At 47.7% G+C, this 24,671-nt stretch carries 19 protein-coding genes; 18 read left to right on the top strand and 1 reads right to left on the bottom strand.

From position 1 onward, the window contains the following. Nucleotides 1–54: 54 nt before the first annotated feature. The 13 genes from Q1Q15_RS01415 to Q1Q15_RS01355 all read left to right on the top strand — a co-directional run bounded on the left by Q1Q15_RS01415 (nt 55) and on the right by Q1Q15_RS01355 (nt 20,011). Nucleotides 55–660 (top strand): sulfatase-like hydrolase/transferase, encoded by a 606-nt coding sequence (locus Q1Q15_RS01415; protein ID WP_300455595.1) that lies wholly within the window; start codon nt 55–57, stop codon nt 658–660. 194 nt (nt 661–854) lie between these two features. Further along, a complete protein-coding gene (locus Q1Q15_RS01410; protein ID WP_300455593.1) occupies nt 855–2,360 on the top strand; it encodes a sulfatase-like hydrolase/transferase in 1,506 nt (501 codons plus the stop codon). 119 nt (nt 2,361–2,479) lie between these two features. Then, complete coding sequence (locus Q1Q15_RS01405) at nt 2,480–3,994, top strand: arylsulfatase (RefSeq protein ID WP_300455590.1); 1,515 nt, start codon at nt 2,480–2,482, stop codon at nt 3,992–3,994. Nucleotides 3,995–4,071: 77 nt separating this feature from the next. Further along, complete coding sequence (locus tag Q1Q15_RS01400) at nt 4,072–5,595, top strand: arylsulfatase (protein WP_300455587.1); 1,524 nt, start codon at nt 4,072–4,074, stop codon at nt 5,593–5,595. Between the two features lie 197 nt (nt 5,596–5,792). Beyond that, nucleotides 5,793–7,319, top strand: coding sequence for a DUF1254 domain-containing protein (locus Q1Q15_RS01395; RefSeq protein ID WP_300455584.1), 1,527 nt, complete (start codon nt 5,793–5,795; stop codon nt 7,317–7,319). A 100-nt stretch (nt 7,320–7,419) separates the two neighbouring features. Beyond that, nucleotides 7,420–8,955: a DUF1254 domain-containing protein gene (locus Q1Q15_RS01390; protein WP_300455581.1), complete on the top strand. Its 1,536-nt coding sequence runs from the start codon at nt 7,420–7,422 to the stop codon at nt 8,953–8,955. A 229-nt stretch (nt 8,956–9,184) separates the two neighbouring features. Continuing rightward, nucleotides 9,185–10,540 (top strand): carbohydrate porin, encoded by a 1,356-nt coding sequence (locus tag Q1Q15_RS01385; RefSeq protein WP_300455578.1) that lies wholly within the window; start codon nt 9,185–9,187, stop codon nt 10,538–10,540. 235 nt (nt 10,541–10,775) lie between these two features. Further along, nucleotides 10,776–12,329: a DUF1254 domain-containing protein gene (locus Q1Q15_RS01380; protein WP_300455575.1), complete on the top strand. Its 1,554-nt coding sequence runs from the start codon at nt 10,776–10,778 to the stop codon at nt 12,327–12,329. A gap of 168 nt (nt 12,330–12,497) precedes the next feature. Continuing rightward, a complete protein-coding gene (locus Q1Q15_RS01375) occupies nt 12,498–14,042 on the top strand; it encodes a DUF1254 domain-containing protein (protein WP_300455572.1) in 1,545 nt (514 codons plus the stop codon). A gap of 182 nt (nt 14,043–14,224) precedes the next feature. Further along, the gene (locus Q1Q15_RS01370; RefSeq protein WP_300455569.1) at nt 14,225–15,784 is read left to right on the top strand and encodes a DUF1254 domain-containing protein; all 1,560 of its coding nucleotides are present in this window, start codon (nt 14,225–14,227) and stop codon (nt 15,782–15,784) included. Nucleotides 15,785–15,855: 71 nt separating this feature from the next. Next, complete coding sequence (locus Q1Q15_RS01365; RefSeq protein WP_300455566.1) at nt 15,856–17,400, top strand: DUF1254 domain-containing protein; 1,545 nt, start codon at nt 15,856–15,858, stop codon at nt 17,398–17,400. A gap of 70 nt (nt 17,401–17,470) precedes the next feature. Beyond that, nucleotides 17,471–18,979: a DUF1254 domain-containing protein gene (locus Q1Q15_RS01360; RefSeq protein WP_300455563.1), complete on the top strand. Its 1,509-nt coding sequence runs from the start codon at nt 17,471–17,473 to the stop codon at nt 18,977–18,979. 225 nt (nt 18,980–19,204) lie between these two features. Continuing rightward, on the top strand, nt 19,205–20,011 hold the full coding sequence (locus Q1Q15_RS01355; RefSeq protein ID WP_300455560.1) for a VOC family protein: 807 nt from the start codon (nt 19,205–19,207) through the stop codon (nt 20,009–20,011). Between the two features lie 192 nt (nt 20,012–20,203). Here Q1Q15_RS01355 and Q1Q15_RS01350 read toward each other — a convergent pair whose 3' ends face one another. Then, nucleotides 20,204–20,602, bottom strand: coding sequence for a hypothetical protein (locus tag Q1Q15_RS01350; protein WP_300455558.1), 399 nt, complete (start codon nt 20,600–20,602; stop codon nt 20,204–20,206). On the opposite strand from Q1Q15_RS01350, the gene Q1Q15_RS01345 reads away from it, so the two are divergent. The 5 genes from Q1Q15_RS01345 (at nt 20,582) to Q1Q15_RS01325 (ending at nt 24,615) form a co-directional block, all read left to right on the top strand. Beyond that, nucleotides 20,582–21,463: a YihY/virulence factor BrkB family protein gene (locus Q1Q15_RS01345; protein WP_300455556.1), complete on the top strand. Its 882-nt coding sequence runs from the start codon at nt 20,582–20,584 to the stop codon at nt 21,461–21,463. The genes Q1Q15_RS01350 and Q1Q15_RS01345 overlap by 21 nt on opposite strands. Before the next feature lie 65 nt (nt 21,464–21,528). Then, nucleotides 21,529–21,837 (top strand): hypothetical protein, encoded by a 309-nt coding sequence (locus Q1Q15_RS01340; protein WP_300455553.1) that lies wholly within the window; start codon nt 21,529–21,531, stop codon nt 21,835–21,837. A 114-nt stretch (nt 21,838–21,951) separates the two neighbouring features. Continuing rightward, nucleotides 21,952–23,016 (top strand): AI-2E family transporter, encoded by a 1,065-nt coding sequence (locus Q1Q15_RS01335; protein WP_300455550.1) that lies wholly within the window; start codon nt 21,952–21,954, stop codon nt 23,014–23,016. Nucleotides 23,017–23,067: 51 nt separating this feature from the next. Beyond that, nucleotides 23,068–23,193 carry a hypothetical protein gene (locus Q1Q15_RS01330; protein WP_300455547.1) on the top strand — a complete coding sequence of 42 codons (126 nt, stop codon included), beginning with the start codon at nt 23,068–23,070 and terminating at the stop codon, nt 23,191–23,193. A 222-nt stretch (nt 23,194–23,415) separates the two neighbouring features. Next, nucleotides 23,416–24,615 (top strand): OmpA family protein, encoded by a 1,200-nt coding sequence (locus tag Q1Q15_RS01325; protein WP_300455544.1) that lies wholly within the window; start codon nt 23,416–23,418, stop codon nt 24,613–24,615. Nucleotides 24,616–24,671: the final 56 nt, after the last annotated feature.

Genomic DNA, 24,671 nt, shown 5'->3' with positions numbered 1-24,671 from the left:
TATATCACATTAAGAAATAAATTGCGAGTATTTTATTGCCGGGTTAATACCATTGTGATCTGGATTTCTGACAATGGTTCTACACCAGTAGCTGGGCCACCGGAATATCGTGGAGGAAATAACGGACCTTTCAGTGGAGAACTTGGAGATGGAAGAGAAGGTTCTATCCGTGTACCAGGTATGATTAAATGGCCTGGAAAAATTGCTCCGGGGAAAAACAATGGTATGGTGGCTATCCATGATTTTTTACCTACGATAGCAAGTATAATTGGTGTAAAATTACCTACAGACCGTGCTTATGATGGTGTTGATCAAAGCGATTTCTTTATGGGAAAACAAGAAAAATCTAATCGCGAATCTTTCATCACTTTTATTGAAAATGAAGTAGCAGCATTTCGTTGGAAACAATTCCGTATTTACCCAAATGATTTTGTAATGTCTGGAGGAAATCCTGCCCGACCTGGCGTTGCAGGGGGTCGTATGGAGATGAACAGTATGCCTTCTATTTATAATATAGAGAACGATCCACGAGAAGAAGATAATTTAATTGCTACCAAAGCTTGGACATTTAGATTTTATATGAAAGCCATTGGGGAGTATTATAAATCATTGAAGAAATACCCGAATCCAAAGGGAGTTTCTCTAACGAACTTTGAATAAACAAACGGGGGCAAAAAAACATTGCGTGCTGCGCCAGGAATTATCCTTGGCGCAGTATACATGACTAAAAAAAAATTGGAGTCTTAATAATGTCAAACATCCTCAAAGCGATGGGCTGCAGCGCCTGAAGGAGATGCTCATTGCCGAAAGTGCACTGGGGTATTTAATGGAAATAAACCCAAAAGGAGAAAATTATGAAGAACAAATCTAATTTTGCAAGAAAGGCGTGCAAGTGGGCCGCTGTCGGTTGCGTGCTTGCGGGGGTAACCCTTGCCGTTGCTGCAACACCACAGGACGCGGCGGCCGCTTCTAAAAAGGCCGAAAAACCCAACGTCGTGTTGATGCTGTCTGACAACGTCGGCTACGGGGATATCGGCGCCTTTCAGGGCGGAGCGATCCGGGGAGCTGCTACACCGAATATCGATAGCATTGGGGCCAAAGGTATGACCTTTACCCAGTTTCTGGTGGAACCGGGCTGCACGCCGTCACGCGCGGGTCTGTTGACCGGGCGCTATTCACCACGTTGCGGTTTGGGCACGATCATTATCGGAGGTACGCCCAATACCCTGCAGGCTGAGGAAATTACCATGGCCGAAATTTTCAAGAGCGTGGGCTATGCGACGGGATACGTTGGAAAATGGCATCTGGGCTCGGAGGAGCAAAGCTGGCCAGTACGACAGGGTTTTGACGAGTATCGGGTGGGGGTCATCGAAACCAGCGATTCGACCTTGTACCGACCGCAAATGGAACGCCTCGGTTTCTCTGAGGAAACCATCCAAAAAAAGGCACCCGGAATCTGGGATGGCACGACAAAAGATGGATTGAAGAGAGTCCGAGAATACGATGTTGAATACAAACATATTGTCGAGGATGATATTGCCAAGGCGTCAGTGAAAATTATCAATACACATGCCGCGACCAAAGAGCCCTTTTTTCTTTTAGTCGGTTTGACCCAGACGCACTATCCGAATGTGACCTCACCAGAGTTCTCTGGTAAGTCGGAAAACGGACCCTACGCAGATGCGCTGCTGCAACACGATCACGCGGTGGGCGAAATCCTGGATGCAATCCAGAAGTCCGGCATCGAAGACAACACCATCGTGATCTATATCTCTGACAACGGTGCAACACCTCTCGGCGGACCGGCCGAGTTCCGCGGTGGTTCCAACGGTATGTACAGCGGCGAGTTGGGTGATGGACGAGAAGGTTCGATACGGACACCGGGCATGATCAAGTGGCCGGGCAAAATCCCGGTGGGGAAAAATAATGGTATGTTCGCGATTCACGACTTCTTTCCAACCTTTGCAAATATCATTGGTGCAGAGGTTCCGAAAGATCGTCCCATCGATGGCATCGATCAGACGGACTTCCTCCTCGGCAAGCAGGATAACTCCAATCGCGAGGCTTTTCTCACCTTTATCGGGGACGAGATTGTTGCGGTCCGCTGGCGTCAGTTCCGCTTGTATCCCAATCAGTTTGTGAGCGGCCCAGGAAATCCGTCAATGCCAGGAACTGGCGGCGGCAGGATAGAGGGAAACAGCCTGCCTGCCACCTTCAACATTGAGCAAGATCCCCGCGAAGAAAATAACATGTTGGCATTGGGTGGGTGGATCTTCCCTCATTACATGAAGGCAATCGGGGAATACAAGAAAACACTGGAGAAATATCCAAATCCAGGCTCGGCGAGCCTGAATCCCTGATGAACCTCGGGATATAGATTGTTAAAGCAGGCGCCTGGATAACATCATGCCTCCGGCTTTGCCGAAGGCATGATGTTGGTGCGGCTTACAGATTTGAACATTTAACAATGGAGAAAATCATGAAGAACAAATCAAATTTTGCAAAAAAGGCGTGCAAGTGGGCCGCTGTGGGCTGCGTACTTGCGGGAGTAACCCTTGCCGTTGCTGCAACACCACAGGACGCGGCGGCAGCTTCTAAAACAGCCGACAAACCCAACATCGTACTGATCAACATGGACAACTTCGGCTACGGCGAACTGGGTGTTTACGGCGGAGGTATTCTCCGGGGTGGTGCCACGCCGCGCATCGACAAGTTGGCCAGTGAAGGGATGCGGTTGTTGAATTACAATGTCGAGGCGCAGTGCACGCCCAGTCGTGCGGCGCTGATGACAGGCCGCTATGCCATACGCACGGGGAACGGTTCTGTACCGCTCGAAACCGCGGATTATGGTTTGACCCAGTGGGAATACACCATGCCTGAGATGTTGGGCGATGTGGGTTATGCCACCGCCATGTTCGGCAAGTGGCATCTCGGCCAGGCGGAAGGACGCTATCCCACCAATCAGGGTTTCGATGAGTGGTATGGCATCCCCAATTCGACCGACGAGAGCCTTTGGGTAGCGGATGAAGGGTTCCAGAAGTATCGGAAATTAGCGGAGGAGACCGGCAAAAATCCGATGATCAAGCAAGAGCATGTTTATTCGGCCAGAAAAGGCTCACCAGCAAAGGTGGTGAAGGTCTACGATGTGCCGGCAAGACTCGAGATCGACCGTGAAGCCACCGACCATGCCAAAGACTTCATGACACGCCAGGCCAAAGCCGGCAAACCGTTCTTCGTGTATCTGCCCTACACCCAGACGCATATGCCGGTGTTGCCGAGTAAGGAGTTTAAAGGCAAGAGTGGCAATGGCAAATGGGGCGATGTGCTCATGCAGATCGATGCCTATACCGGTGAATTACTGGATAAGGTGGATGAGTTGGGTATTGCCGACAATACTATTTTCATTTTTACCTCGGATAACGGCGGTGAGATGACCCCCGATCACCAGGGATGGAGTGGCCCATGGAGTGGTTCCTATTTCACAGGTAAGGAAGGGTCCTTACGGGTGCCGTTTATTGTGCGCTGGCCTGGAAAAGTTCCGGCAGGCAAGGTCTCCAACGAGATCGTTCACCAGTTTGATTTGTACGCTACATTGGCAAACATTACTGGCGGTAAGGTGCCGACAGATCGTGTCATCGACAGTAAGGACATGACGGATTTCTTCCTGGGGAAACAAGAACAGTCCGGTCGAGACGGCTTTGTGATCTATGTCGGTGAAGCTATTCACGGCGTGAAGTGGAATAACTATAAGATGCTGTTCATGGAGTTTGAAGGAGGTCTGGGTAATGGGAAACTGAACGTGTTCCCGTTCCCTCACTTTTACAACCTCTATGATGACCCTAAAGAACTATATCCAACGACTGGAGAATTGGCAGGTAGATTTTGGTCACGTTGGGGGCTTGGGCCGATTCTGGTAGAGCATAAGAAGTCGCTCGCCGAAGAACCACCCATCAAGGCGGGAACGCCTGATCCGTATATGCCGGCAAAGAAATAGCGCCTGAAGGATATGCTCCTTGCCGAGAGTGTACTTGGGTATTTAACGGAAATAAACATTTTAAAAAGAAGGTAAATATGAAGCAGAAATCTAATCTTGCAAGAAAGGCGCGTAAGTGGGCAGCGTTAGGCTGCGTACTTGCGGGGGTAACCATTGCCGTTGCTGCAACACCACAGGACGCGGCGGCCGCTTCTAAAAAGGCCGATAAGCCCAACGTCGTGCTGATGCTGTCAGACAACATGGGATACGGTGACTTAGGCTGCTACGGCAGCGGTGGTGAACTTCGGGGCATGCCGACGCCGCGCATCGACCAGCTGGCAAGCGAAGGGATGATGCTCACTCAGTTTTTCGTGGAGCAGGGCTGTACACCGTCCCGTGCTGCTTTGCTGACAGGCAGATATTCTCAACGTGCAGGATTGGGAAGTATTATTATTGCCGGTACACCTAGCACACTTCAGGATAGTGAGGTGACGCTTGCCGAACTGTTCAAATCAAAAGGCTACGCCACTGCCATGACGGGTAAATGGCATCTGGGTGAAGAAAAGCAAAGTCTGCCCATTCACCAGGGCTTTGATGAATGGCATGTTGGGATTTTACAAACCACCGACGGTGTATTGTATCCGGATGGTATGCGTAGAAGCGGTTTTTCGGAAGAAGCAATTGCCAAATCGCAAACCGCTATCTGGGAATCAGAACCCGGGAAGGATGTGTTGAAAAAGGTCCGTCCCTACGATCTTGAATACAGGCGTCATATCGAAGGTGACATAGCGCAAGCCTCCGTGAAGTACATCAAAGAACAGGCAAAAGAAAAGGAACCATTCTTTCTTTATGTGGGATGGTCTCATGTGCATTATCCGGCCTTGCCTCATCCCGACTTTGAGGGGAAATCGAGTGCCGGGCTTTTTGGTGATGCTGTGATGGAACTTGACTACCGTACAGGACAGGTGCTTGACGCCATAAAGGAGGCCGGCATTGAAGACAACACCATCGTCATATGGCTTTCCGACAATGGGCCAGCTACAACCCAGGGGTCTAACAACGATTTCTTGGGCAGTTCAGCCGGACCGTTCCGTGGAGAGGTTGGCGATGCACTTGAGGGTTCACTGCGCGTTCCGGGCATGATCAAATGGCCGGGTAAGATCAAACCGGCAAAGAGCAACGAGATGGTAGCTATCCACGATTTCTACCCTACATTGGCCAACATTATCGGGGCCAAAGTACCCACTGACCGTGCCATTGATGGCGTCGATCAGGGTGATTTCTTCCTAGGTAAAAATAAGCAGTCAGCGCGCGAAAGCCTGATCACGTTCATGGAAGGCGAGGTTGCTGCAGTGCGCTGGAAGCAGTGGCGTATTTATCCAAAGCAATTCATTGCATCTGCTGGCAACCCGTCCCTGATGGGCGTGGGCGGCTATCGTGCCGAGGGGATGGGGTATCCTTCTGTCTACAACATTGCCCGTGATCCACGGGAACAATGGAACCAGACTGCAGTCTCTGCCTTTGTGCTCGGACCGTATATGAAGATTGTGGGCGAATACCAGAAGTCACTGAAGAAGTATCCTAATCCTCCGGCCTTCAGCATGACAAAATTTGCGAAGTAACGGGGGCAAAAAAGCATTGTATGCTGCGCCAGGGATTATCCTTGGCGCAGCATCCATGACTAAAAAAGATTTTGGAGTCTTGATAATGTTAAACATCCTCAAGGCGATGGGGCTGGAACGGGCTTATAAGAGCCCGATCTGGTATTCACCGGATGCGTAATGTGAGTTCGACCAAGGAGGACAGAAGGAGAAAAGATATGAAGAAGAAATTACTTAGTATGGTGGTATTGCTCGGATCAGTTCTGGCTCTTGTAAATCCAGCCATGGCCAAGGATAAGACCATCTTCGAGCTGGGCGCCGCTGAAGCGAAACAAACGTCCAAGGACTTCAAACCGGCGCCGGCACAGATCAAGACCGATTTCGGCACGTTGAAATTTACCGGCGGTGGTTACCCCACCAAGGAGACTGCGCAGAGGGTCTGGGACCAAATGGATCTGCAGCGAGCCACGCAGGCCTATTATGACTTAATCCCGGCGCTTTCGATGCACGGAATCCTGAAGGCTCAGGTGCGTGACTACGGCGCGCGCAGTTCGTCGGAAGTGTTGGTCTTTGCTGACCGGATGAACTCCGAGCCGCTGTGGTTGACGGGCAACGTTGACAGTATCTACGCGATGCTCACGATCGACCTGAAAAAGGACGGACCATTGGTGATCGAGGTGCCGCCCGGGGTGATGGGCCCTCTGGATGATGCCTACTTCCGGTTTGTCGTCGATTTCGGTGCGACCGGCCCAGACAAGGGGAAGGGCGGCAAGTACCTGCTACTGCCTCCCGGCTACGACGGAACCGTCCCTGAAGGATATCTCGTGGTGAGATCGACCTCTTACCGGCTGTGGGGATTGATGCGTGCCAACCCTGGTGAGGGCGACAAGGCCATGAATTACTACAGGCAGCTTAAAGTCTATCCTCTCGACCAACCCGGCCGGAAGGGGCGCTATACCAACGTCACCGGCCTGCCGCTCAACAGTCTGGCACCGGAAGGTATCGAAGCGTTCCAATGGCTCCACGAAATCATCGAGCACGAACCAGTAGATTTCATCAACAAGGAACTACTGGGACGCCTGGCCGCACTGGGCATCGAAAAAGGAAAACCCTTCAATCCGGATGCGCGCATGCAGCGCATCCTTGAACAGGCCGCCAAACTCGCTGCAGCCATGGGGCGGACAAATGCGTTCGACTCCCGCGACCCTGAAGCCAAGGTCTACCCGGATCGGCGGTGGGAAACCGTGTTCATTGGCGGCAGCGCGGCCTTCGTGAAGAGAGGGTACCGAAACCTTGATGCACGCTCGCTCTATCACTACGGGTGCATCGTAAATACCCCTGCCATGGCCGCAGTGATGCCGGAAGGCGTGGGTTCGAAGTATCTTTTCGTCTATAAAGACGCCGATGGCAAGTACCTCGATGGCAGCAAGAACTACAAGCTGCACATACCGCCCAATGTGCCGGTCAAAGACTTCTGGTCGGTGACCATTTACGAGCCCGCAACCCGTTCGCAGTTGCAGACCAGTAAAGAGTTCCCGTCGATTGGCAGCCAGGCTCTGCCGGGGACCAACCCGGATGGGTCCATCGACATTTACTTTGGTCCGAAACCACCGAAAGGCAAAGAGAAGTTCTGGCTCGAGACCGTCCCCGGCAAAGGCTGGTTCCCGGTTTTCAGGATCTATGGACCGCTCAAGGCCTACAACGACAAGAGTTGGAAGCCGGATGATGTCGTCCTGATCAAGTAGGATCGCCACGTATTACAAATTAATAAGCATAGGGGCCTGAGCAGACCTGGTTTGACAAGATCAGGCGCCCAATTAAATTAAAATTAAAAAGGATCTAATTATGATTAACGTAAGTAAAAGTCTTATTGCAGCGAGTTTAACTCTGGCACTGATGAGTTGTAGCTCAACTGCTGCTAAAGCCAATGAATATGTCCCTAAATACAAAGCGGACATTAGCGCTAATTTGTTAACCCCAGATTCAGTCATGACAAAATACGCAGGTGAATTAACTTATAAAGACGGTTTTCCAACGGATGAAACGTTCATTAAAGCGAATGACTTTATGGATACTGCTAGAGCTTTTGAGTTATTTGGATCAGCTGTACCAACAGTAGCCATGCATGCCATGTTAAAAGGTCATCGTGATATAGGCGTTATACCCAATAAAACTGTTGCCCTTACTGAGCAATTAATCGACGCAAGGTCATTGTGGTTAACACCTAATACAACTACTCCTTATGCTCATGCAGAAATCAATGTAAAAAATGGACCTGTTGTGATTGAAGTAGGTTCACCGGTAATTTCAATTTTAGACAATGCCTATTTTTTGTATGTGGGTGATATTGGTTTAGGTAACGCCCAAGACGGTGGTAAAGGCGGAAAATATCTTGTTGCAGGTAAAGATTACAAAGGGAAAATTCCAAAAGGTTATATTGTATTAAAAACCAATACATACCGTCAGTGGATGCTAACACGCCCATTCCAGTTGCCTAATGAATCACTTGAAGAAACCTTATCTAAATTTAAAAAGGGGATTAAAATTTACCCACTTGCAGAAGCTGATAACCCACAACCAGTTGAATTTATGAATATATCAGGTAAAAAATACAGTACGCTTCATTCAACAGACTCATCAATATATGACGAACTTAATGAAGTGATTCAGTATGAGCCTGCAAATTCGGGTGACCCAGAGCTATTAGGTTTAGCAAAAGCAATTGGTATTGAAAAAGGTAAAGAATTTAAACCCGATGCACGTATGCAAAAAATATTGACTGAAGCAGCAAGCTTAGGCAATGCAGCTTACAAGGGGGTAATGTTTAAACCTCGTAACCCAGATGTTTATTTTTATCCTGATCGTAAATGGTTTTCACCGCTTTCAAGTGGCAGCTATCAATTTTTGTCTAAAACTGGCGCTAGACTAATAGATGATCGTGTTGGCTTCCACCTTTTTGCAACCGGCGTTACCCCCTTTATGGTCAAGCCTACTGTAGGTAAAGGATCAGTTTATGAAATTGGCTCAATGGATGAAAGCGGTAAAATGCTTGATGGTGGTATGAATTATAGCGTTACATTACCAGGGCCTGTTCCTGCCCGTGATTTTTGGTCATTCATGGTTTACGACAACCAAACACGCTCTATTTTAGAAACGGATCAGAAAACAGGCGGCGTAGACTCTAAATTAGCAGGCATGAAAAAGTCTGAAGATGGCAGTGTCACTATTTTCTTCGGACCTGAAGCCCCTAAAGGACAAGAAAAAAACTGGGTACAAACTGTTCCTAACAAAGGCTTTAACGTACTTTTACGCTTATACGGTCCAGAACAAGAATGGTTCGACAAAATATGGAAACCAGGTGATTTTAAACTAGTTAAGTAACCCCGGTTCGGGATAAAAAATTGACCTAAATGCCTGTTCCGTGATCGGATCTTTCGATCAAGAACGATTCAATTGAAGGAGATGTTCCTTGCCGAAAGCGTACTGGGGTATTTAGTGGAAATAAACATTATAGCAACCCGAGCCGTGCAAGCCGCGCCGGAGATTCCTTCGGCTCGGCTTGCAGACTTGCTGAGGACAGAGGGCGTAATGAAAAAGGAGAGTCTAAACAATGTTAACCAATAGATTTACACTCGCAAAAAACGCAGTAGTGGTACTGTTCCTTGTGGTGAGCGCACTGCTCTTCACAGTACCGTCTGCACTGGCAGACGAAGCCCAGGCAAAGAGCAGCGGCATCCTGCCGCTGCCTGACTATTCCGGTGATTTTGCCAAACGGTCTTACCTGCTGGGTGATTTCGGCGGCAAACGGACCGAATGGGCCAAAAAAGGCGTTACCTTTAATCTTGATTACAATCAGTATTTCCAGGCTGTCACGGACGGAGGGATAGACACCGACTCCGAATATGGTGGTACGATAGACTATAACATCAATGTGGATTTTGACCGCATGGGCCTTATTCCCGGCGGCCTGCTACAGATCCGCGCCGTGTCGCGCTACGGGGACTCGGTCAACAGCATCAGCGGTTCCCTTATCCCGGTCAATACGGATGCGACACATCCCACGACTTCGACCTTGGATGACGATGTTGGCCTCTGGCTCCCCGTGATCAATTACACCCAGTTTCTCAGCGATACGTTTGCCCTGGGCTTCGGTAAGTATGACACCTATGACTCCGCCAACGAGTTTGCCGGTGGTCGCGGCAGAAGCCAGTGGTGGAACATGAATCTGAACATGCCCGTGTCTCCAGCGCTCATCATTCCCTACAGCATTCTTGGGGGTGTCGCACTGTATATGCCCAATCCGAATATGACGATCACCGGCATGGTTGCTACGAGCACAGATACTTCGAACAGCTCCGGCTTCGACAACTTCGACGACGCCATGTTCGGCTTGCTTTCACTCTCAAATCAATACCAGATCAGCAGTCTGCCCGGTGGTTTCGGCCTCATGTACGGGTATGGCTGGGATGGTAACTTCAATGAAATAAACGGTCGTATCAACATTGATCAAGGACAGCTGACACCCAGCACCAAGGATTCCACCTGGTTTTTTTCTGCCGATTTCTGGCAATACCTGTGGGTGGAAGGGGACGCCTCACAACCTGTCGACAGCACCAATGGACGCCAGGATTTGCAGGGTGTGGGTGTCTTTTTCCGTGTCCAGTTTGCCGACAAGGATACCAACCCATTCGACTATATCATCAGCGCCGGTGTCAATGCCAAAGGGCTGATCCCCGGACGTGACAATGACAGCATGGGGCTCGGTTTCAGTTACAATAGTTTTCAATCTGCTCGTTTTTTAAATGCCCTCGGAATTGACGATACGTCCAGTGTGGTGGAACTCTTCTACAACATCGAACTCACCCCGGCGCTGCACTTGAATCTGGACGCGCAAGTGGCAGACTCGGCCCTGCCGGACATAGACACGGCGACGATCCTGGGGGCTTGCCTGCAAATTCGTTTCTAAACCGAACCCCCATGTCAACAAACCGTGGCGACCGGGTCAAGGGCCGGATAGCACCTATAGACTGTCATAGAAGATGTCAAACCCGATGGCAAAAAAAAATATCCCCCACTGTGGGGGATCAATTTTCCCCCTGTTCGGGGGATTTTTTTTTTGTTTCAGATCTCCTACAACATTATTAAACAATAAACTTGGGGCAATAAACATATTAAACTCAAATAAAAATACAGGAGGAGAAATGATGATGAAAGTGACAGCATTCATTACACTGGCTATGGCAGGTTTGCTGACGGCAGTTTTGGCTGTTCCGGTTCAAGCAGAGCAGGGAAAGAGCATTTTTGCGCAGGCGGGCGCTCAAGCCCCACAATCTGCAAAGGATTTCAAACCGGCACCCGATAAGATGGAGACCCGGTTCGGGAAGCTGGAATTCCCCGGTGGCTACCCGACTGAGAAAACGGTGCAAAAGGTTTACGGCGAGCTTGATCTGCAGCGTGCAACGCAGTTGTACCTCGATATGTATCCCGCCCTGTCCATGCGCGGAATGATGATCGGAACGGCACGGGATTACGGGGCAAAGAACAGCTCGGATATCTCGGTGACTGCCGACCGCCTGGATTCCAAGGCAATGTGGCTGACCGGTAATACGGAGAGTATCTATGCCATGATCGTGTTTGACCTTAAAGTGGATGGCCCTACGGTTTTTGAGGCGCCCGCCGGATTGATGGGACCTGTAGACGACGCAAACTTCCTGTTTGCTTTCGATATCGGCCCCACCGGCATGGACAAAGGTAAGGGAGGAAAATACCTGATTCTTCCTCCGGGTTACAAAGGCGATGTGCCGGAGGGCTATTTTGTCTTTAAATCGCCCACCTATCGTCTCTTTTCCTTTGTTCGCGCCAACGCGGCAGTGGTCGGAACCGGTGAAAAAGCCATGGAATTCTTTCGCAAGAACGCCAAGGTCTATCCATTGAAAACCGGACCGAGCAAAGGCAAGTTTACCAATGTGTCAGGGTTGCCGATCAATACCTTGGTTCCCGAAGATGCCAGCGCGTTCGAATGGATGCATGACATCATCAACTACGAGCCGGCCGAAGCCTTTGGCAAAGAGAAGCTGGGTCGTCTGGCGTCCATTGGCATCATCAAAGGCAAACCGTTCAACCCCGACGCCCGCATGAAGAAGATTCTGGACCAGGCTGCTAAAGAAGGCGTGGCCATGTCCCGCGTAATTGCGTTTAATTCGCGAGTCGAAAACGCGAAAGTGTATCCCGGTAGAGAATGGGAAAGTCCCTATATCACCAATAACTCAACTTTTTATCAGGACGATTATATAAATCTTGAGGCGCGTACGACGTTTCATTTTACCGCTGATGGGATTACGCCGGCTATGGCAGCGCAGATGCCTGAAGGTCTTGGCTCAAGGTATCAAACCACATACAAAGATAAAGACGGTAATTTCTTTGACGGCAATAAAACATACAAACTCAATGTACCCCCCAAGGTTCCGGTAAAGCTTTTCTGGTCAGTGACCGTTTACGATACATATACTCGCGCTGTAGTTCAAACTCAGCCTTATCCAAGTATTAGTAGTCAGCAAACACCGGCTCCTGTTGTAAATAAAGATGGTTCTATCGATATTTATTTTTCCGTTAAGCAGCCAAAAGGTATTGCAAAACAAAACTGGGTAGAAGTTGTTCCAAACCAGGGATTCTTTGTCTACATGCGCTACTACGGCCCACTTAACGCGTTCAATGACAAGACGTGGATTCCAAATAATGTGGAGTTGGTTCAATAGTTATTAGGAATCGTTACAAAATAAAGTGATCTAAATTGTTTTCAAAACCCCTTAAAAGACTGGGGTTTCTGAAAACAAAAGTTCACCTAATTTTGGAGCCGATCCTTAGTTAATATTTTGGGGCAGGTGAATATTTCACCTGTCCTTTAAGAGAAAAAGGAGAAGAAAATGAAAACGAACAAATTATTAACATCAGCGCTGTGTTTAATGGTGATGGCTATTTTTACATCTGTTGACCTAGCCCAAGCAGAAAAAATAAAAATGATCACGCAAGAGCCTGTCATGAAAATGACAAGTCCTATTCCGGCAAGCATCATGGCTCCGGATAAATTGGAGACCACCATTGGAACTATGAAATTCTTTGATGGGGTTCCTGATGAAGCATCGGTTAATAATGTTTATGATTATCTCGATCGTTCACGTGCTGTGGAGTCTTTCCTTAACTGCATTCCGGCCATGTCGATGTATTCAATACGCGAAGGGATGAAAGAATTTGGTATCGATGCATACAATAAGATAGTGATATATGATAACTTACTGGATTCAAAAGCGCTGTGGTTAACAGCAAATACTTCTACCATGTATGCTATGGGTTGGTTAGACTTAAAGGACGGTCCATTGGTAGTTGACCTACCTCCTCGTATGCTGGGTATATTAGATGACATGGCCTTCCTTTATATGACGGATTTAGGTATGGCAGGTCCGGACCAGGGGCGAGGAGGCCGCTTCCTGATATTGCCACCAGATTATAAAGGTACTGTACCTCCGGGTTTTCATGTTGTTCAGTCAAAGACCTATGGAGCCTGGCTATTTATGCGGGGTTACCTTGATAAGGGTATTGAAGCAGCTTCAAAGAATATCAGGGACAATCTGAAAGTGTATCCACTTGCTAAAAAGGATAATCCGGCAAAAATGGAATTTATCAATGGCACGGGTAAAGAGATCCAAACCGTTCTTCCGAATGATTTTTCTTTTTTCCAAAATGTTCATGCTATTCTTCAGGAAGAACCGGCAGGCTTTCTTGGTGCTGAGATCACTGGCCAATTGGCTTCCATTGGTATTGTTAAGGGCAAAGACTTTCCTACGGATGAAAGAATGACTGATATTCTGGTAGATGCAGCGGCCATAGGTAATACAGCAGCACGTGCCATAAGTTTCTCGCCACGTAATCCAGGTCTCTATACCTATGGCAAAGACAGTGGTTGGTGTCAACCAATTATTGGTGGTAGCACTGTTTATATGGATGAGGGTGCTCGTGTTCTCGATGGCCGCGTGTTTTATCATTTCGGCTATATATGTGTGTCTCCTGCCATGTCGAGCAAATCGGCTGGAAAAGGATCCGACTATTCAATGGGTATGGTTGATTCCAAGGGTCAGGCACTAGATGGCTCCAAAACCTATAAACTGAACATGCCTGCAAATATTCCGGTGAAAGATTTCTGGGCTTTAACCATGTATGATACCCAGACCCGTTGTCAATTGCAGACCGACCAGCAGTTTCCGACTTTGGATAGTTATAAGAAAGGAATGAAAAAGAATGCTGATGGTTCAATTGATGTGTATTTTTCTCCAAAGCCACTGCAGGGACTGGAAAGTAATTGGTTGCAAACTATTCCGGGTAAAAGTTGGTTCGTTGCATTACGAATGTATGGTCCATTGCAATCATGGTTAGATCAAACCTGGCGACCTAGTGAATTGGAGTTGGTTCAATAGTTATTAGGAATCGTTACAAAATAAAGTGATTTAAATTGTTTTCAAAACCCCTTAAAAGACTGGGGTTTCTGAAAACAAAAGTTCACCTAATTTTGGAACCGATCCTTAGTTAATCTTTTGGGGCAGGCCGTCTGCATGACGGTCTGCCCGAAAACAACATAGAGAATTGATAGGAGATGATTATGAAAAGAAAGCAATTCGCTAGCTTGCTTCTTGCCGGAGTAATGGCAACCAGCCTGACAACGGCAGCATGGGCCGCATCACCGAAAATGATCACCCAACAGCCTGAAATGAAAATGACGACACCGCTTCCGGAAAACATCACCACACCAGCAACGGTTGAATCGGCCATAGGGACTCTGGAATTCTTTGATGGGATCCCAACGCTTAAGACAAGAGATGCCGTGTACGATTATGTAGATCGTGCCCGGGCTGTGCAAATCTATATATCTATGATGCCGGCGGTGTCCACCTACAGCCTGCGCCAGGGCAGTAAAGACGTGGGTATGGGGGACGCTCATCAGGTTGTGCTTTGGGAGCAGATGGGAGATTCAAAGTCGCAGGTGCTGACCTATAACAACACATCGCTCTATAACTGGAGCTTTCTCGACCTTGAAAAAGACGGCCCAACTGTAATTGAAGTTCCGCCGGATCAACTGGGCATTCTTGATGATGGCAATATGCGCTATCTCAGCGATATGGGCGCAGCTGGTCCCGATAAGGGCAAGGGCGGAAAATACCTGGTGCTGCCTCCTGGTTATGAAGGGGATGTTCCAGATGGGTATTTTGTCGTTAAATCCACGAGCTATGTGGTGTGGAACTTCATGCGCGGTTATGTCAGGAATGTGACCGACCCAGCTGATGTCAAAAAGGCTGCCGATAACGTCAAGAACAACCTGAAAGTCTATCCGCTGGCAAAAAAAGACAATCCGCCGAAGATGCAGTTCAAAAACATGTCGGGTGTATATTACAATACGATTCCGCCCAATGATTTTACCTATTTTGAACGGCTCAATGAAATCATCCAAAAAGAACCCATTGATTTTATCGACCCTGAGATGCGTGGAATGATTGCCACTTTTGGAATCATTAAAGGCAAACCCTTTAATCCGGATGCGCGTATGGAAAAATTGCTCACCGAAGCCGTTGATATCGGTAATGCCTACGCACGCGCCAATACCGTGTATCCCCGTGATCCCGGACATTATTTCTATCCAGAGACAGACAGTGAGTGGGTCATGGCGTTTCCCGAAAAAGATGCCTTCTTCTTAAAAGATGGAATCCGTCGCATAGATGCTCGACTTTGGATGCATTACAACGCTGTCTGCGTCACTCCGGCTATGGCAGGGATTAAACCGGGTGTTGGTTCGGACTACGGTATTGCCGGGTTAGATTCGAAACACCAGCCTTTGGATGGCGCAAAAACCTACAAACTCAACCTGCCGCCCAATGTTCCGGTAAAAGACAATTGGTCAGTGACAATTTATGATCCCCAGACGCGCAGCATGCTTCAGAGCGATCAACCCTTTGCCGGGCTAAATAGTTTAAGCGGAGAGGTCAAAGCCAACAAAGATGGTTCCTATGATATCTACTTTGCTCCAAAAGCACCGGCAGGCAAGGAGAGCAACTGGATTCAGACTATTCCAGGAAAGAGTTGGTTCATTCTATTACGTATGTACGGCCCACTAGAGCCCTGGCTGGACAAGACCTGGCGCCCCAGCGAGCTGGAGTTAGTGAAATAATACGTTCAAGATAAATAGGCGGCGGGGCGGGTTAGAACTCGCCTCGCCAAAACAAAACTGGAGACGTATTCATGAAAATGAAATCATTATTGATGCTTGCCATTGCCGGACTAATGGCAACCAGTCTTACGGTACCGGTTCACGCTGAGACGGCAGCGCAGACGCAAAACCTGTTTAACAATGCCGGCAAGAAACAAACCAACAAAGATTTCAAACCTGCGCCGGATACGATCAAGACGAATTTCGGCACTTTGAAGTTTGATCTCGAGGCCTATCCCACCGAAGAAACGACTCAAAAGATTTACCATGAGATGGACTTGCAGCGTGCCACGCAAGCCTATATGGACTTTATGCCCGCCCTGTCTGTGCACGGCATCATCAAGGGTCAGATCCGGGATTTCGGATTTAAAACCTCATCCGATATAGGCGTGCACCCAAGCCCCGGGCTGACACCCACTGAGCTTTACCTGACGGGTAACAACAGCACGGTATACGCGGTTGCTTCACTCGACCTGAAGGTAGACGGCCCCACAGTGGTAGAAGCACCGCCGGGTATGCTAGGCACTGTGAATGATGCAGCCTTTAAATTCCTGACCGATATTGGTGTGGTCGGGCCCGATAAGGGTAAAGGCGGCAAGTTCCTGTTTCTGCCTCCCGGTTTTGATGGCAAAACGCCTGATGGCTATTTTGTGGTCAAGTCACCGAGCTACCGAATTTGGTCAATGTTCCGCGCCTGGGGTGATGTTGGTGTAGGCGATGAGGCAACCCAATGGTTTAAAGAAAACTTGAAAGTCTACCCACTTGCAACCGGCCCCCGTCAGGCGAATTACTATAACACTGCCGGTACCGGTCTCAATTCCTTGGCTGCGGAAGATGGTTCTGCGTTTGAAATGCTGAATGAAATTATTCAATACGAACCCAAGGAATTATTTGGCGCTGAACAGTTGGGCCGCCTGGCGACATTGGGCATTATTCAAGGAAAGCCATTTAATCCGGATGAGCGCATGAAGCGTATTCTGGATCAGGGAGCTAAGCAGGGCGCAGCCATGTCACGCGCTATAGTGTTTGCCTCGCGCGATCCTGAGATCCGATACTGGCCGAAACGGCATTGGGAAAAAATGTTCCTGCACAATACGACTTTTGAACGTAATGCTGTGGCAGATATTGATGCACGCACTTTGTGGCATTACGCCGCTATTGTAGTTTCTCCTGCCCTGATCTCTACCACGCCGGGTGCGGGTACTGCATATCTTACTTCCATTCGTGATAATAAAGGTGCGTATCTTGATGGTAGCAAAACGTATAAATTACGTGTTGGAGCCAAACCGCCAGTTAAAAATTTCTGGGCGGTAACGGCTTACAATCCCACGACCCGCAGCCTGCTGGATCCCGGGAAAAACAAGAACGTTTCGATAGGCAGTCGTGAAAAGCCTGTAGTTAATGCTGATGGATCTGTAGATGTTTATTTCGGTCCTAAAGCACCTGCTGGAAAAGAAAAGAACTGGGTTCCTACAAATCCTGAAAAGGGTTTCTTCCTGGTGTTCCGCTTCTATGGCCCAACGGAAGGATATATCAACAAAACCTGGGTCTTGAATGATCTTGAATTGTTGAAATAAATTTTAAGCGTTAAATACTCTGCTGGAAGGGTTAGAACTCTTCTCGCTGAAAACAAAAGGAGAAAAAATCATGATAATAAAATCATTAGCCATCATGGCCATTACAGGACTGATGGTGGCAAGCTTGACAACTGCGGCATGGGCTGCACCACCCAAATACAAAATGACCACCAAGATTCCGGCGAATGTCATTACACCGGACACGATGGAAACAAGCATTGGCACGCTGAAATTTAATGACGGCTTTCCTACGGAAGAAACAGCCCAAAAGGTTTGGGACAATCTTGATTTTATCCGAGCCGTTGAAGTCATGATTATGACGACACCTGCGGCTTCGCTGTCAGGGTTCCGTAAAGGTATTCGGGATTTTGGTCCTGATAATGAAACCATGATCTATTGGAATGGCCGCCTGGATCCAAGAGGGCTTCTTCTTACAGGGAATACGACTGTGATTTATGGTTTTATGTGGGTCGATTTGAAAGATGGCCCCATGGTGATGGAAACACCACCCAATGTGCTTGGAATTGTTGATGATTTCTGGTTCAGATATCTATGTGATTTTGGTAATGCAGGAGATGATAAAGGTAAGGGCGGTAAGTATCTTCTTTTACCACCGGATTACAAGGGTGATATCCCCGAGGGATACATTGTTAAACAATCCAAAACCTATGGCCATTGGCTGGCAATACGTGGTTTTATGACCGATTTCAAAGCTGAACCGATTGTTAAAAACATGAAGGATCATTTTCGCCTCTATCCTTTGGGAGATGCTCCAAAAGAGGTTAATTGGGTGGACCTGAATGGCAAGTTTATCAATACCCTTCATGCTTCGAACGGTGAATTTTTTGCAGAAGTTAATAAAGTGGTTCAGGAAGAGCCTAATTCGGCTTTTAGTCCGGAAATATTAGGGATGCTTGCTTCAATTGGAATTGAAAAGGGAAAACCTTTTGCGCCTGATGCACGCATGAAAAAAATCCTTGATGATGCCGCAAATGTGGGTAATGCCACACAGAGAGTTATACAGTGGAATGCCCGTGATAAAAGTTTTGCCGCATATCCCGGAAGTAAAACATGGGAACCTGGTTTTGCCGGTGGGAGCCATGAATTTATGCGTAATGGTGTTCGATTAATTAATGAGCGTGAGCGGTTCCATTTTTATGCCACAGGAATTACACCAGCTATGGTGAAACCTCCGGTAGGTGCGGGTTCTCAATATCTGGAAGGACTTCGTGATTCCCAAGGTCGACGATTTGATGGCAGCAAAACCTATAAACTGCACATCCTGCCAGACGTTCCTGCAGCTAATTTTTGGGATGTAACCATCTATGATATGCAGACCCGTTCGCTATTGCAGACCGACCAGGCTTTCCCGGGCGTAACCAGTAAGGACAAAGCCGTCATTCAAAATGCTGACGGTTCATTTGATATTTATTTCAGCCCTGAAAAACCCGAAGGCAAGGTGAACTGGTTACAAACCATACCAGGAAGAAGCTGGCATGTGCTTTGGAGAATTTATGGCCCAACTCAGGTTTGGTACGATCAGAAATGGAAAATAAGTGAGATTGAGCTGGTGAAGTAATTGACTGGATCTTTTTCCCGCAGGAGGTGGAACGCCAAAGGTTCTGCCTCCTATGGGAATTTCAATAAGGAGAATAGAACATAGGAAATGGTGACGACGATGGATCTAAATGCACGAATAAGGACGCGACCATCCCCCAGACCGCGAAGCCATTTGCCTCGATACGGGCTATACGCTGCGGTGATATTTTTTTTGATCCAATTTGTGCTCACGGGTTGCGCGGGGATGAACAAAACTTCCGGGTTAGCGTTGACCCCTGTCACCGATACCCCCACGGGGGTACATTTTTCGGGAAAATTCGTCTGGAATGATCTGCTCACCGATGATGTTCCGGTGGCTAAGGATTTCTATGGCCACCTTTTCGGCTGGACGTTCGAGCAGCTTGGCGACTACACGGTGATCAAAAATAATGGCCTCAGCATTGGCGGCATGGCTCAAATTAAAGATGTTTCCGAGGTAAAAAGCGCGGCTCGTTGGCTTTGTACGCTTTCGGTTGCCGATGTGGACAAAGCGGTTTCCCTGTTCGACAGAGAGGGGGGGATCGTTCTTAAAGGACCCATGGACATGCGCAATCGCGGCCGGGCCGCTCTGGTAAGAGATCCCCAGGGTGCGCAGCTGCTGTTGCTGCACGCCTCGGGCGGGGATCCGGAGGATAAAGAACCGGTCATCGGGTCGTGGCTTTGGCACGAACTTTGGTCCAATGACGTCGATGCCTCAATTGCGTTTTACCAAAAACTTGCCGGCTACCATTTTGTCGGTGAAAAAACCGACTATCTGATCCTGATGAAAGATGGGCAATGGCGGGCAGGTATCCGTTACTCGGCGAACGATAAACTTGAGATGCGCTGGGTGCCGGTGGTACGGGTCGCCGATACCGATGAGATTGCCGTGAAGGCAAAAAATCTGGGGGGGAAGATCTTGGTTGAGCCCAGACAAACTGCCGACGGCAATCGACTGTCATTGCTGTCTGATCCGTCAGGCGCGTTAGTAATTATCGAGCGATGGTCGCCAAAAACAACGGCGGCGGAGTAATCATCATGGGAAAACCAATGAATGTCATATCCGGAGTTATGTTTGTCATCGCGGGGCTGTTTTTAGGTGGTTGTGCCAGTTCGGGCGGCGGTCATGTCTATTACCAGAGTTACCATGACCCTTATCCTCACTGGGGAAGAGACGTACATGTCCATCACGACTATGATCGCAGGCCTGTTCAGCCCGGGCACATTAAGCCCAGGCCGCCGAGTATGGGCCGCCCGTCACAGCTTCCCAGCAGACCGAGACCGAGCCCGAGACCGAGACCGTCCCGGCGTCGCCGATAAAAAGGCGATCTATGGAGAAAAATAGTTTTCTGATAAAATCGGCGGGGCCGGTTAAAACTCGCCCCGCCATTTCCTTGGCCTTGAACGCTACACAATTCAGGCAGAAAGCAAGTTGCCTGCCGGGCCGGTCACGCTGAAACTGGTATTTGATTATGATGGTGGCGGTCTCTCTAAAGGTGGAGATGCAAAATTGTATGCCAACGATGAGTTGGTCAAGTAAATTGCCCACGACAAAGAAATAAAGAGGCGGGTTAAAACCCGTGATGGTCAGAGGTCCCATTTGATGAAGATGCGCATTCACCATAGGTTATATTTTTATAAGCAGGTTCTAGGAAAAACGATTGTAAAATTTTTCAAGGAAGATGTCCTGACACAGGCGGCGGCGCTTGCTTTTTATATGATTTTCTCTTTACCATCGATGTTACTCATTATTCTTTGGATTGCGGCTCGTTTTAATAAGGAAGTTGTGGTGCGTGAGGCGATCTCGCTTGAGATCGGTGACCTGGTAGGCCGAGGGGGAGCACAGCAAATGATAGCGACGGCTGAACAGATAAATATTCATGAGCCTAGTTGGTGGGCGAGTGCAATGGGGATCGCGTTGCTGCTATTCACAGCCACTACGGTAATGGTCTCGGTGGAAATCAGCCTGAATCGAATCTTTGAGGTGCAGCCGGCTGAGGCGAAAGGTTTCGGAATTGGTCTGATGCTTCGTGATCGAAGTATCTGTTTGTGTTTGATGATCGCCTTCTCATTTCTTTTGCTCGTTTCGGTGGGACTGCAGACGATGATCGCCAAGTTCGGTAATTATTCGGTGATATGGCTTGGTGGAATATCAATATATATGGTTTTTTTTAATTCATTTTTTGTTGAATTGGCTCTCACCACCTTATTGTTTGCATTGCTTTTCAGATATTTACCCAACACGAAGCTGCAATGGCAGGATATTTGGTTAGGTGCCCTGGTGACAGCTATTTTGGTAGCAGCAGGTGAATACCTGATCGGGTATTTCCTGGGCGGCCGCACGGTTGCCAACCTTTATCAAGCTGCAGGCAATGTCTTGCTGGTGATGCTTTGGATATATTATGCATCAGCCATTTTTCTGTTTGGCGCAACGTTTACATTTGTCCGTGCAAAAATGGTGAGCGATGAGGTGGCAATTAACTGAGCGGGCAGTAATGGCGTTTTGCTGATTAGAGGAAATAAGAATTTTAAAACAAAAAGGAGACTATTATGAGCGAACAAGCTAAAAAACAGACGATTAAAGAACAGTTGGAAAAAGAGCTGGCAACCTGGCAGACAAAAATGGATGAGGCCAAGGTGCAGATGCACCTCGGTATGAAAGAGACAGAAGATAAAATAAAACCCCATGTCGAGAAACTCGACAAAGAATTAAATGAGGCAAAAGTCAAATTAGAAGCGTTTGAACAAAGCTCTGAAGGCGCATGGGAAGAGGTGAAAGCAGGGGTGGAAAGCTCTATTGACGTCATGAAAATGGCCTTTGAGAGCGCGGAAAAACATTTCACCAAAGATAAAAAGTAAACCATACGTTTTTGTTATGAAAATTTGCAACGTCAGCAGTTGCAAAGGATGTATTTGCTATTGCTGACGTTGTCGATAATTTGAGATAATTGTCTCATACCGGGGTGAAAATAGATGAAAGATCAAATTACATACAAAGAACGATTTCAAAAAAGTTTTGTGCTGGTAATGGTCATCACTTACGGCCTGGGGTTCATCGCTCTAATTGGCGGCTTTCTTGAGGCATTGCTGCTTGCCGCAGTTTTCAGTGGCATTCTTTATCCTTTGTACCTTTGGTTTCAAAGGGTTTCTGGCGGACGTAATGCATTGGCGTCGATATTGACACTGCTTGTTTCACTCATGGTCATTATCGTGCCATTACTTTTTCTGCTTGGCCTCGTTGCTGAGCAAGCTACCGGGGTGACGGAAATGGTAAGGCCCTGGATCGAAAAGCACGTTGATAGCGCCACCATAAATAATCCCACATTGCCGGACTGGCTACCCTTTGTTGATAAACTAGCGCCCTATACGGAGGAAATTTCAGCTAAGGTTGCTGAAATAGCGGGGAAAACCGGGATGATTTTTGCTTCGAACCTGGCAAGGGTTTCGGAAGGCGCTGCTGTATTTTTTCTGAACTTATTCGTCATGTTATATGCCATGTATTTTTTTCTTATCAAAGGACCAACACTGATGAACAAGATTCTGAGCTACGTTCCCCTGACGAAACTCGACAAGCAAAAAATGATAGAAGTCGGCCTGTCAGTAAGTCGTGCCACAGTCAAAGGTACGCTCATTATTGGCATTATTCAGGGAATGCTTGGCAGTATTGGTTTCGCTGTAGCGGGTGTTGGCGCCTCAGTATTCTGGGGTGCTGTTATGGCAATTCTTTCCGTCTTGCCCGGAATTGGTGCAATGCTGGTCTGGATTCCTGCTGTTTTATACCTTTTTATTATCGGTAATTCAATTGCCGGGATAGGTCTGTTTATTTGGTGTGCAGTGGTTGTCAGTACCGCAGACAATTTTCTCAGGCCGGTCCTTGTTGGGCGAGATGCCCAAATGCCCGATCTTTTGATCCTGCTCAGTACGCTCGGTGGGTTAGCATTGTTTGGCGCATCAGGATTGGTGCTCGGACCGATTCTGGCCGCATTATTTATGGCAGTTCTGACAATTTACAGCACCGTCTTTGCCGATTGGCTATAGTTGGACCAAGTGTCTACAGAGGCACGTTCAGGTGAGCAGGATGACGTCCGCATGAATCCGGTACTCTCACAGATAGAAACATATAGCGGCAAAGATGTGGACAGCGACGACGATGCCGTGGTGCTCGGCATCCGCCTGGAGATCAACTTTTTACAGGTGATGGTCCTGACTATATAGATTGTTTTAATTATGAATATCCCCCATTGTGGGGGATGATTTTTCCCCCTGTTCGGGGGATTTTATTTTTGCCCCAGACCTTCTACAACATAATGAAACGATAACTTGGAGACAACAAACACATTAACCTCAAATAAAAAGGAAACGGCTATGAAAGTAAAAATTTTAACCACACTGGCGGGGTGGGTTAGAACTCGTCTCGCCGAAAAAAAAGGAGAAAAAATGATTAAGAACTTTGGGGTTAAAAGTTTGGTTTTGGTAATCGCATTCAGTTTTCTTGCCGGATGTTCATTGTTTGAGAAACAGGTAAAACCAATTCCTACATTCTCAGCAAAACAATATAATTCTGACATGTATTCATCAAAAGTAGATAATTTCCTGATTATCTTTGATGCATCAAGTTCCATGGATGAAGAGTATTATGGAATATCCAAATTTAAAATTGCACAGGAACTGGTACTGCGACTGAATGAAACTGTTCCTGAATTGGGACAGGTCGCAGGGGTAAGATCCTTTGGTCACGACCCAGGTGTATCAAAAAAGAATACCCAGCTTTTTTACGGAATGGAAAAATATAATTCTGACAATCTGAAAGATAATTTTGGAAAAATCTCCAGACCGGGCGGAACCAGTCCTCTGTATAGAGCATTTGGGGCAGCAGGAACTGATTTAAAGGACCTTTCCGGTGAGACTGCCGTTATTATCATCAGTGACGGTCTTGATCTGCCAGGAGATCCATTGGCATCTGCAAAAGTATTAAACGCTGCCTATGGTTCCTCTATCTGTTTTTATCCCATTCTTGTCGGTGACGCTCCTGAGAGTGTAGTAGCCGGGGCAAAAGAGCTTGCAAAAATCGGAGAATGCGGATTTGACTCAACTGCCGGTGAATTGTTAACCAGTGCCGGCATGGCAGCTTTTGTTGAAAAAGTTTTTGTTGCAGAAAAACCTGCCCCGGTTGTCGAACCAGCACCTGTGGTTAAGGCTGCTCCGGTGGTAATTACAGAAAAAGACAGTGATAACGACGGTGTTTACGATAAGAGCGATCAATGTCCAGACACACCAGAAGGTGCCAGTGTCAATACTGTCGGCTGCTGGGCATTCAGTAATACGGCTCTTTTTGATTTTGATAAATCAGATATTAAATCCGCAGCCTATCCAATGCTTAACGAAGCTGTCACAGTCCTTGAAAAGAATCCTTCAATGAATATTACCCTCCAGGGCCATACAGACAATGTCGGCAGTTCCGAGTACAATATGGGTCTTTCCCTTGACAGGGCCAATGCGGTTAAAGATTACTTTGTAGGAAAAGGTATTGCCGCAGACAGGCTTGCAACTGAAGGGTTTGGATTTACAAGACCTGTTTCACTCAATGATTCGGAATCGGGCCGCTCTTTAAACAGAAGAGTTGAAATTCAACCATAACAGGGGATTGGGAAAAGAAATCTTTTTCTTAAATCAGATAAAACCTAAGGGCAGGG

The sequence above is a fragment of the Desulfobacula sp. genome (assembly GCF_030145145.1).
Classification (GTDB): Bacteria; Desulfobacterota; Desulfobacteria; order Desulfobacterales; family Desulfobacteraceae; genus Desulfobacula.
Note: the sequence above shows the minus strand (reverse complement) of the source record. Positions and strands in the feature narration are given on the sequence as shown.

Bases quoted from the DNA above. Each gene is read 5' to 3' on its own strand.
- Q1Q15_RS01410 (WP_300455593.1), top strand. From the start codon at position 855: ATGAAGAACAAATCTAATTTTGCAAGAAAGGCGTGCAAGTGGGCCGCT.
- Q1Q15_RS01405 (WP_300455590.1), top strand. From the start codon at position 2,480: ATGAAGAACAAATCAAATTTTGCAAAAAAGGCGTGCAAGTGGGCCGCT.
- Q1Q15_RS01400 (WP_300455587.1), top strand. From the start codon at position 4,072: ATGAAGCAGAAATCTAATCTTGCAAGAAAGGCGCGTAAGTGGGCAGCG.
- Q1Q15_RS01395 (WP_300455584.1), top strand. From the start codon at position 5,793: ATGAAGAAGAAATTACTTAGTATGGTGGTATTGCTCGGATCAGTTCTG.
- Q1Q15_RS01390 (WP_300455581.1), top strand. From the start codon at position 7,420: ATGATTAACGTAAGTAAAAGTCTTATTGCAGCGAGTTTAACTCTGGCA.
- Q1Q15_RS01385 (WP_300455578.1), top strand. From the start codon at position 9,185: ATGTTAACCAATAGATTTACACTCGCAAAAAACGCAGTAGTGGTACTG.
- Q1Q15_RS01380 (WP_300455575.1), top strand. From the start codon at position 10,776: ATGATGATGAAAGTGACAGCATTCATTACACTGGCTATGGCAGGTTTG.
- Q1Q15_RS01375 (WP_300455572.1), top strand. From the start codon at position 12,498: ATGAAAACGAACAAATTATTAACATCAGCGCTGTGTTTAATGGTGATG.
- Q1Q15_RS01370 (WP_300455569.1), top strand. From the start codon at position 14,225: ATGAAAAGAAAGCAATTCGCTAGCTTGCTTCTTGCCGGAGTAATGGCA.
- Q1Q15_RS01365 (WP_300455566.1), top strand. From the start codon at position 15,856: ATGAAAATGAAATCATTATTGATGCTTGCCATTGCCGGACTAATGGCA.
- Q1Q15_RS01360 (WP_300455563.1), top strand. From the start codon at position 17,471: ATGATAATAAAATCATTAGCCATCATGGCCATTACAGGACTGATGGTG.
- Q1Q15_RS01355 (WP_300455560.1), top strand. From the start codon at position 19,205: ATGAACAAAACTTCCGGGTTAGCGTTGACCCCTGTCACCGATACCCCC.
- Q1Q15_RS01345 (WP_300455556.1), top strand. From the start codon at position 20,582: ATGAAGATGCGCATTCACCATAGGTTATATTTTTATAAGCAGGTTCTA.
- Q1Q15_RS01350 (WP_300455558.1), bottom strand. From the start codon at position 20,602: ATGGTGAATGCGCATCTTCATCAAATGGGACCTCTGACCATCACGGGT.
- Q1Q15_RS01340 (WP_300455553.1), top strand. From the start codon at position 21,529: ATGAGCGAACAAGCTAAAAAACAGACGATTAAAGAACAGTTGGAAAAA.
- Q1Q15_RS01335 (WP_300455550.1), top strand. From the start codon at position 21,952: ATGAAAGATCAAATTACATACAAAGAACGATTTCAAAAAAGTTTTGTG.
- Q1Q15_RS01330 (WP_300455547.1), top strand. From the start codon at position 23,068: ATGAATCCGGTACTCTCACAGATAGAAACATATAGCGGCAAAGATGTG.
- Q1Q15_RS01325 (WP_300455544.1), top strand. From the start codon at position 23,416: ATGATTAAGAACTTTGGGGTTAAAAGTTTGGTTTTGGTAATCGCATTC.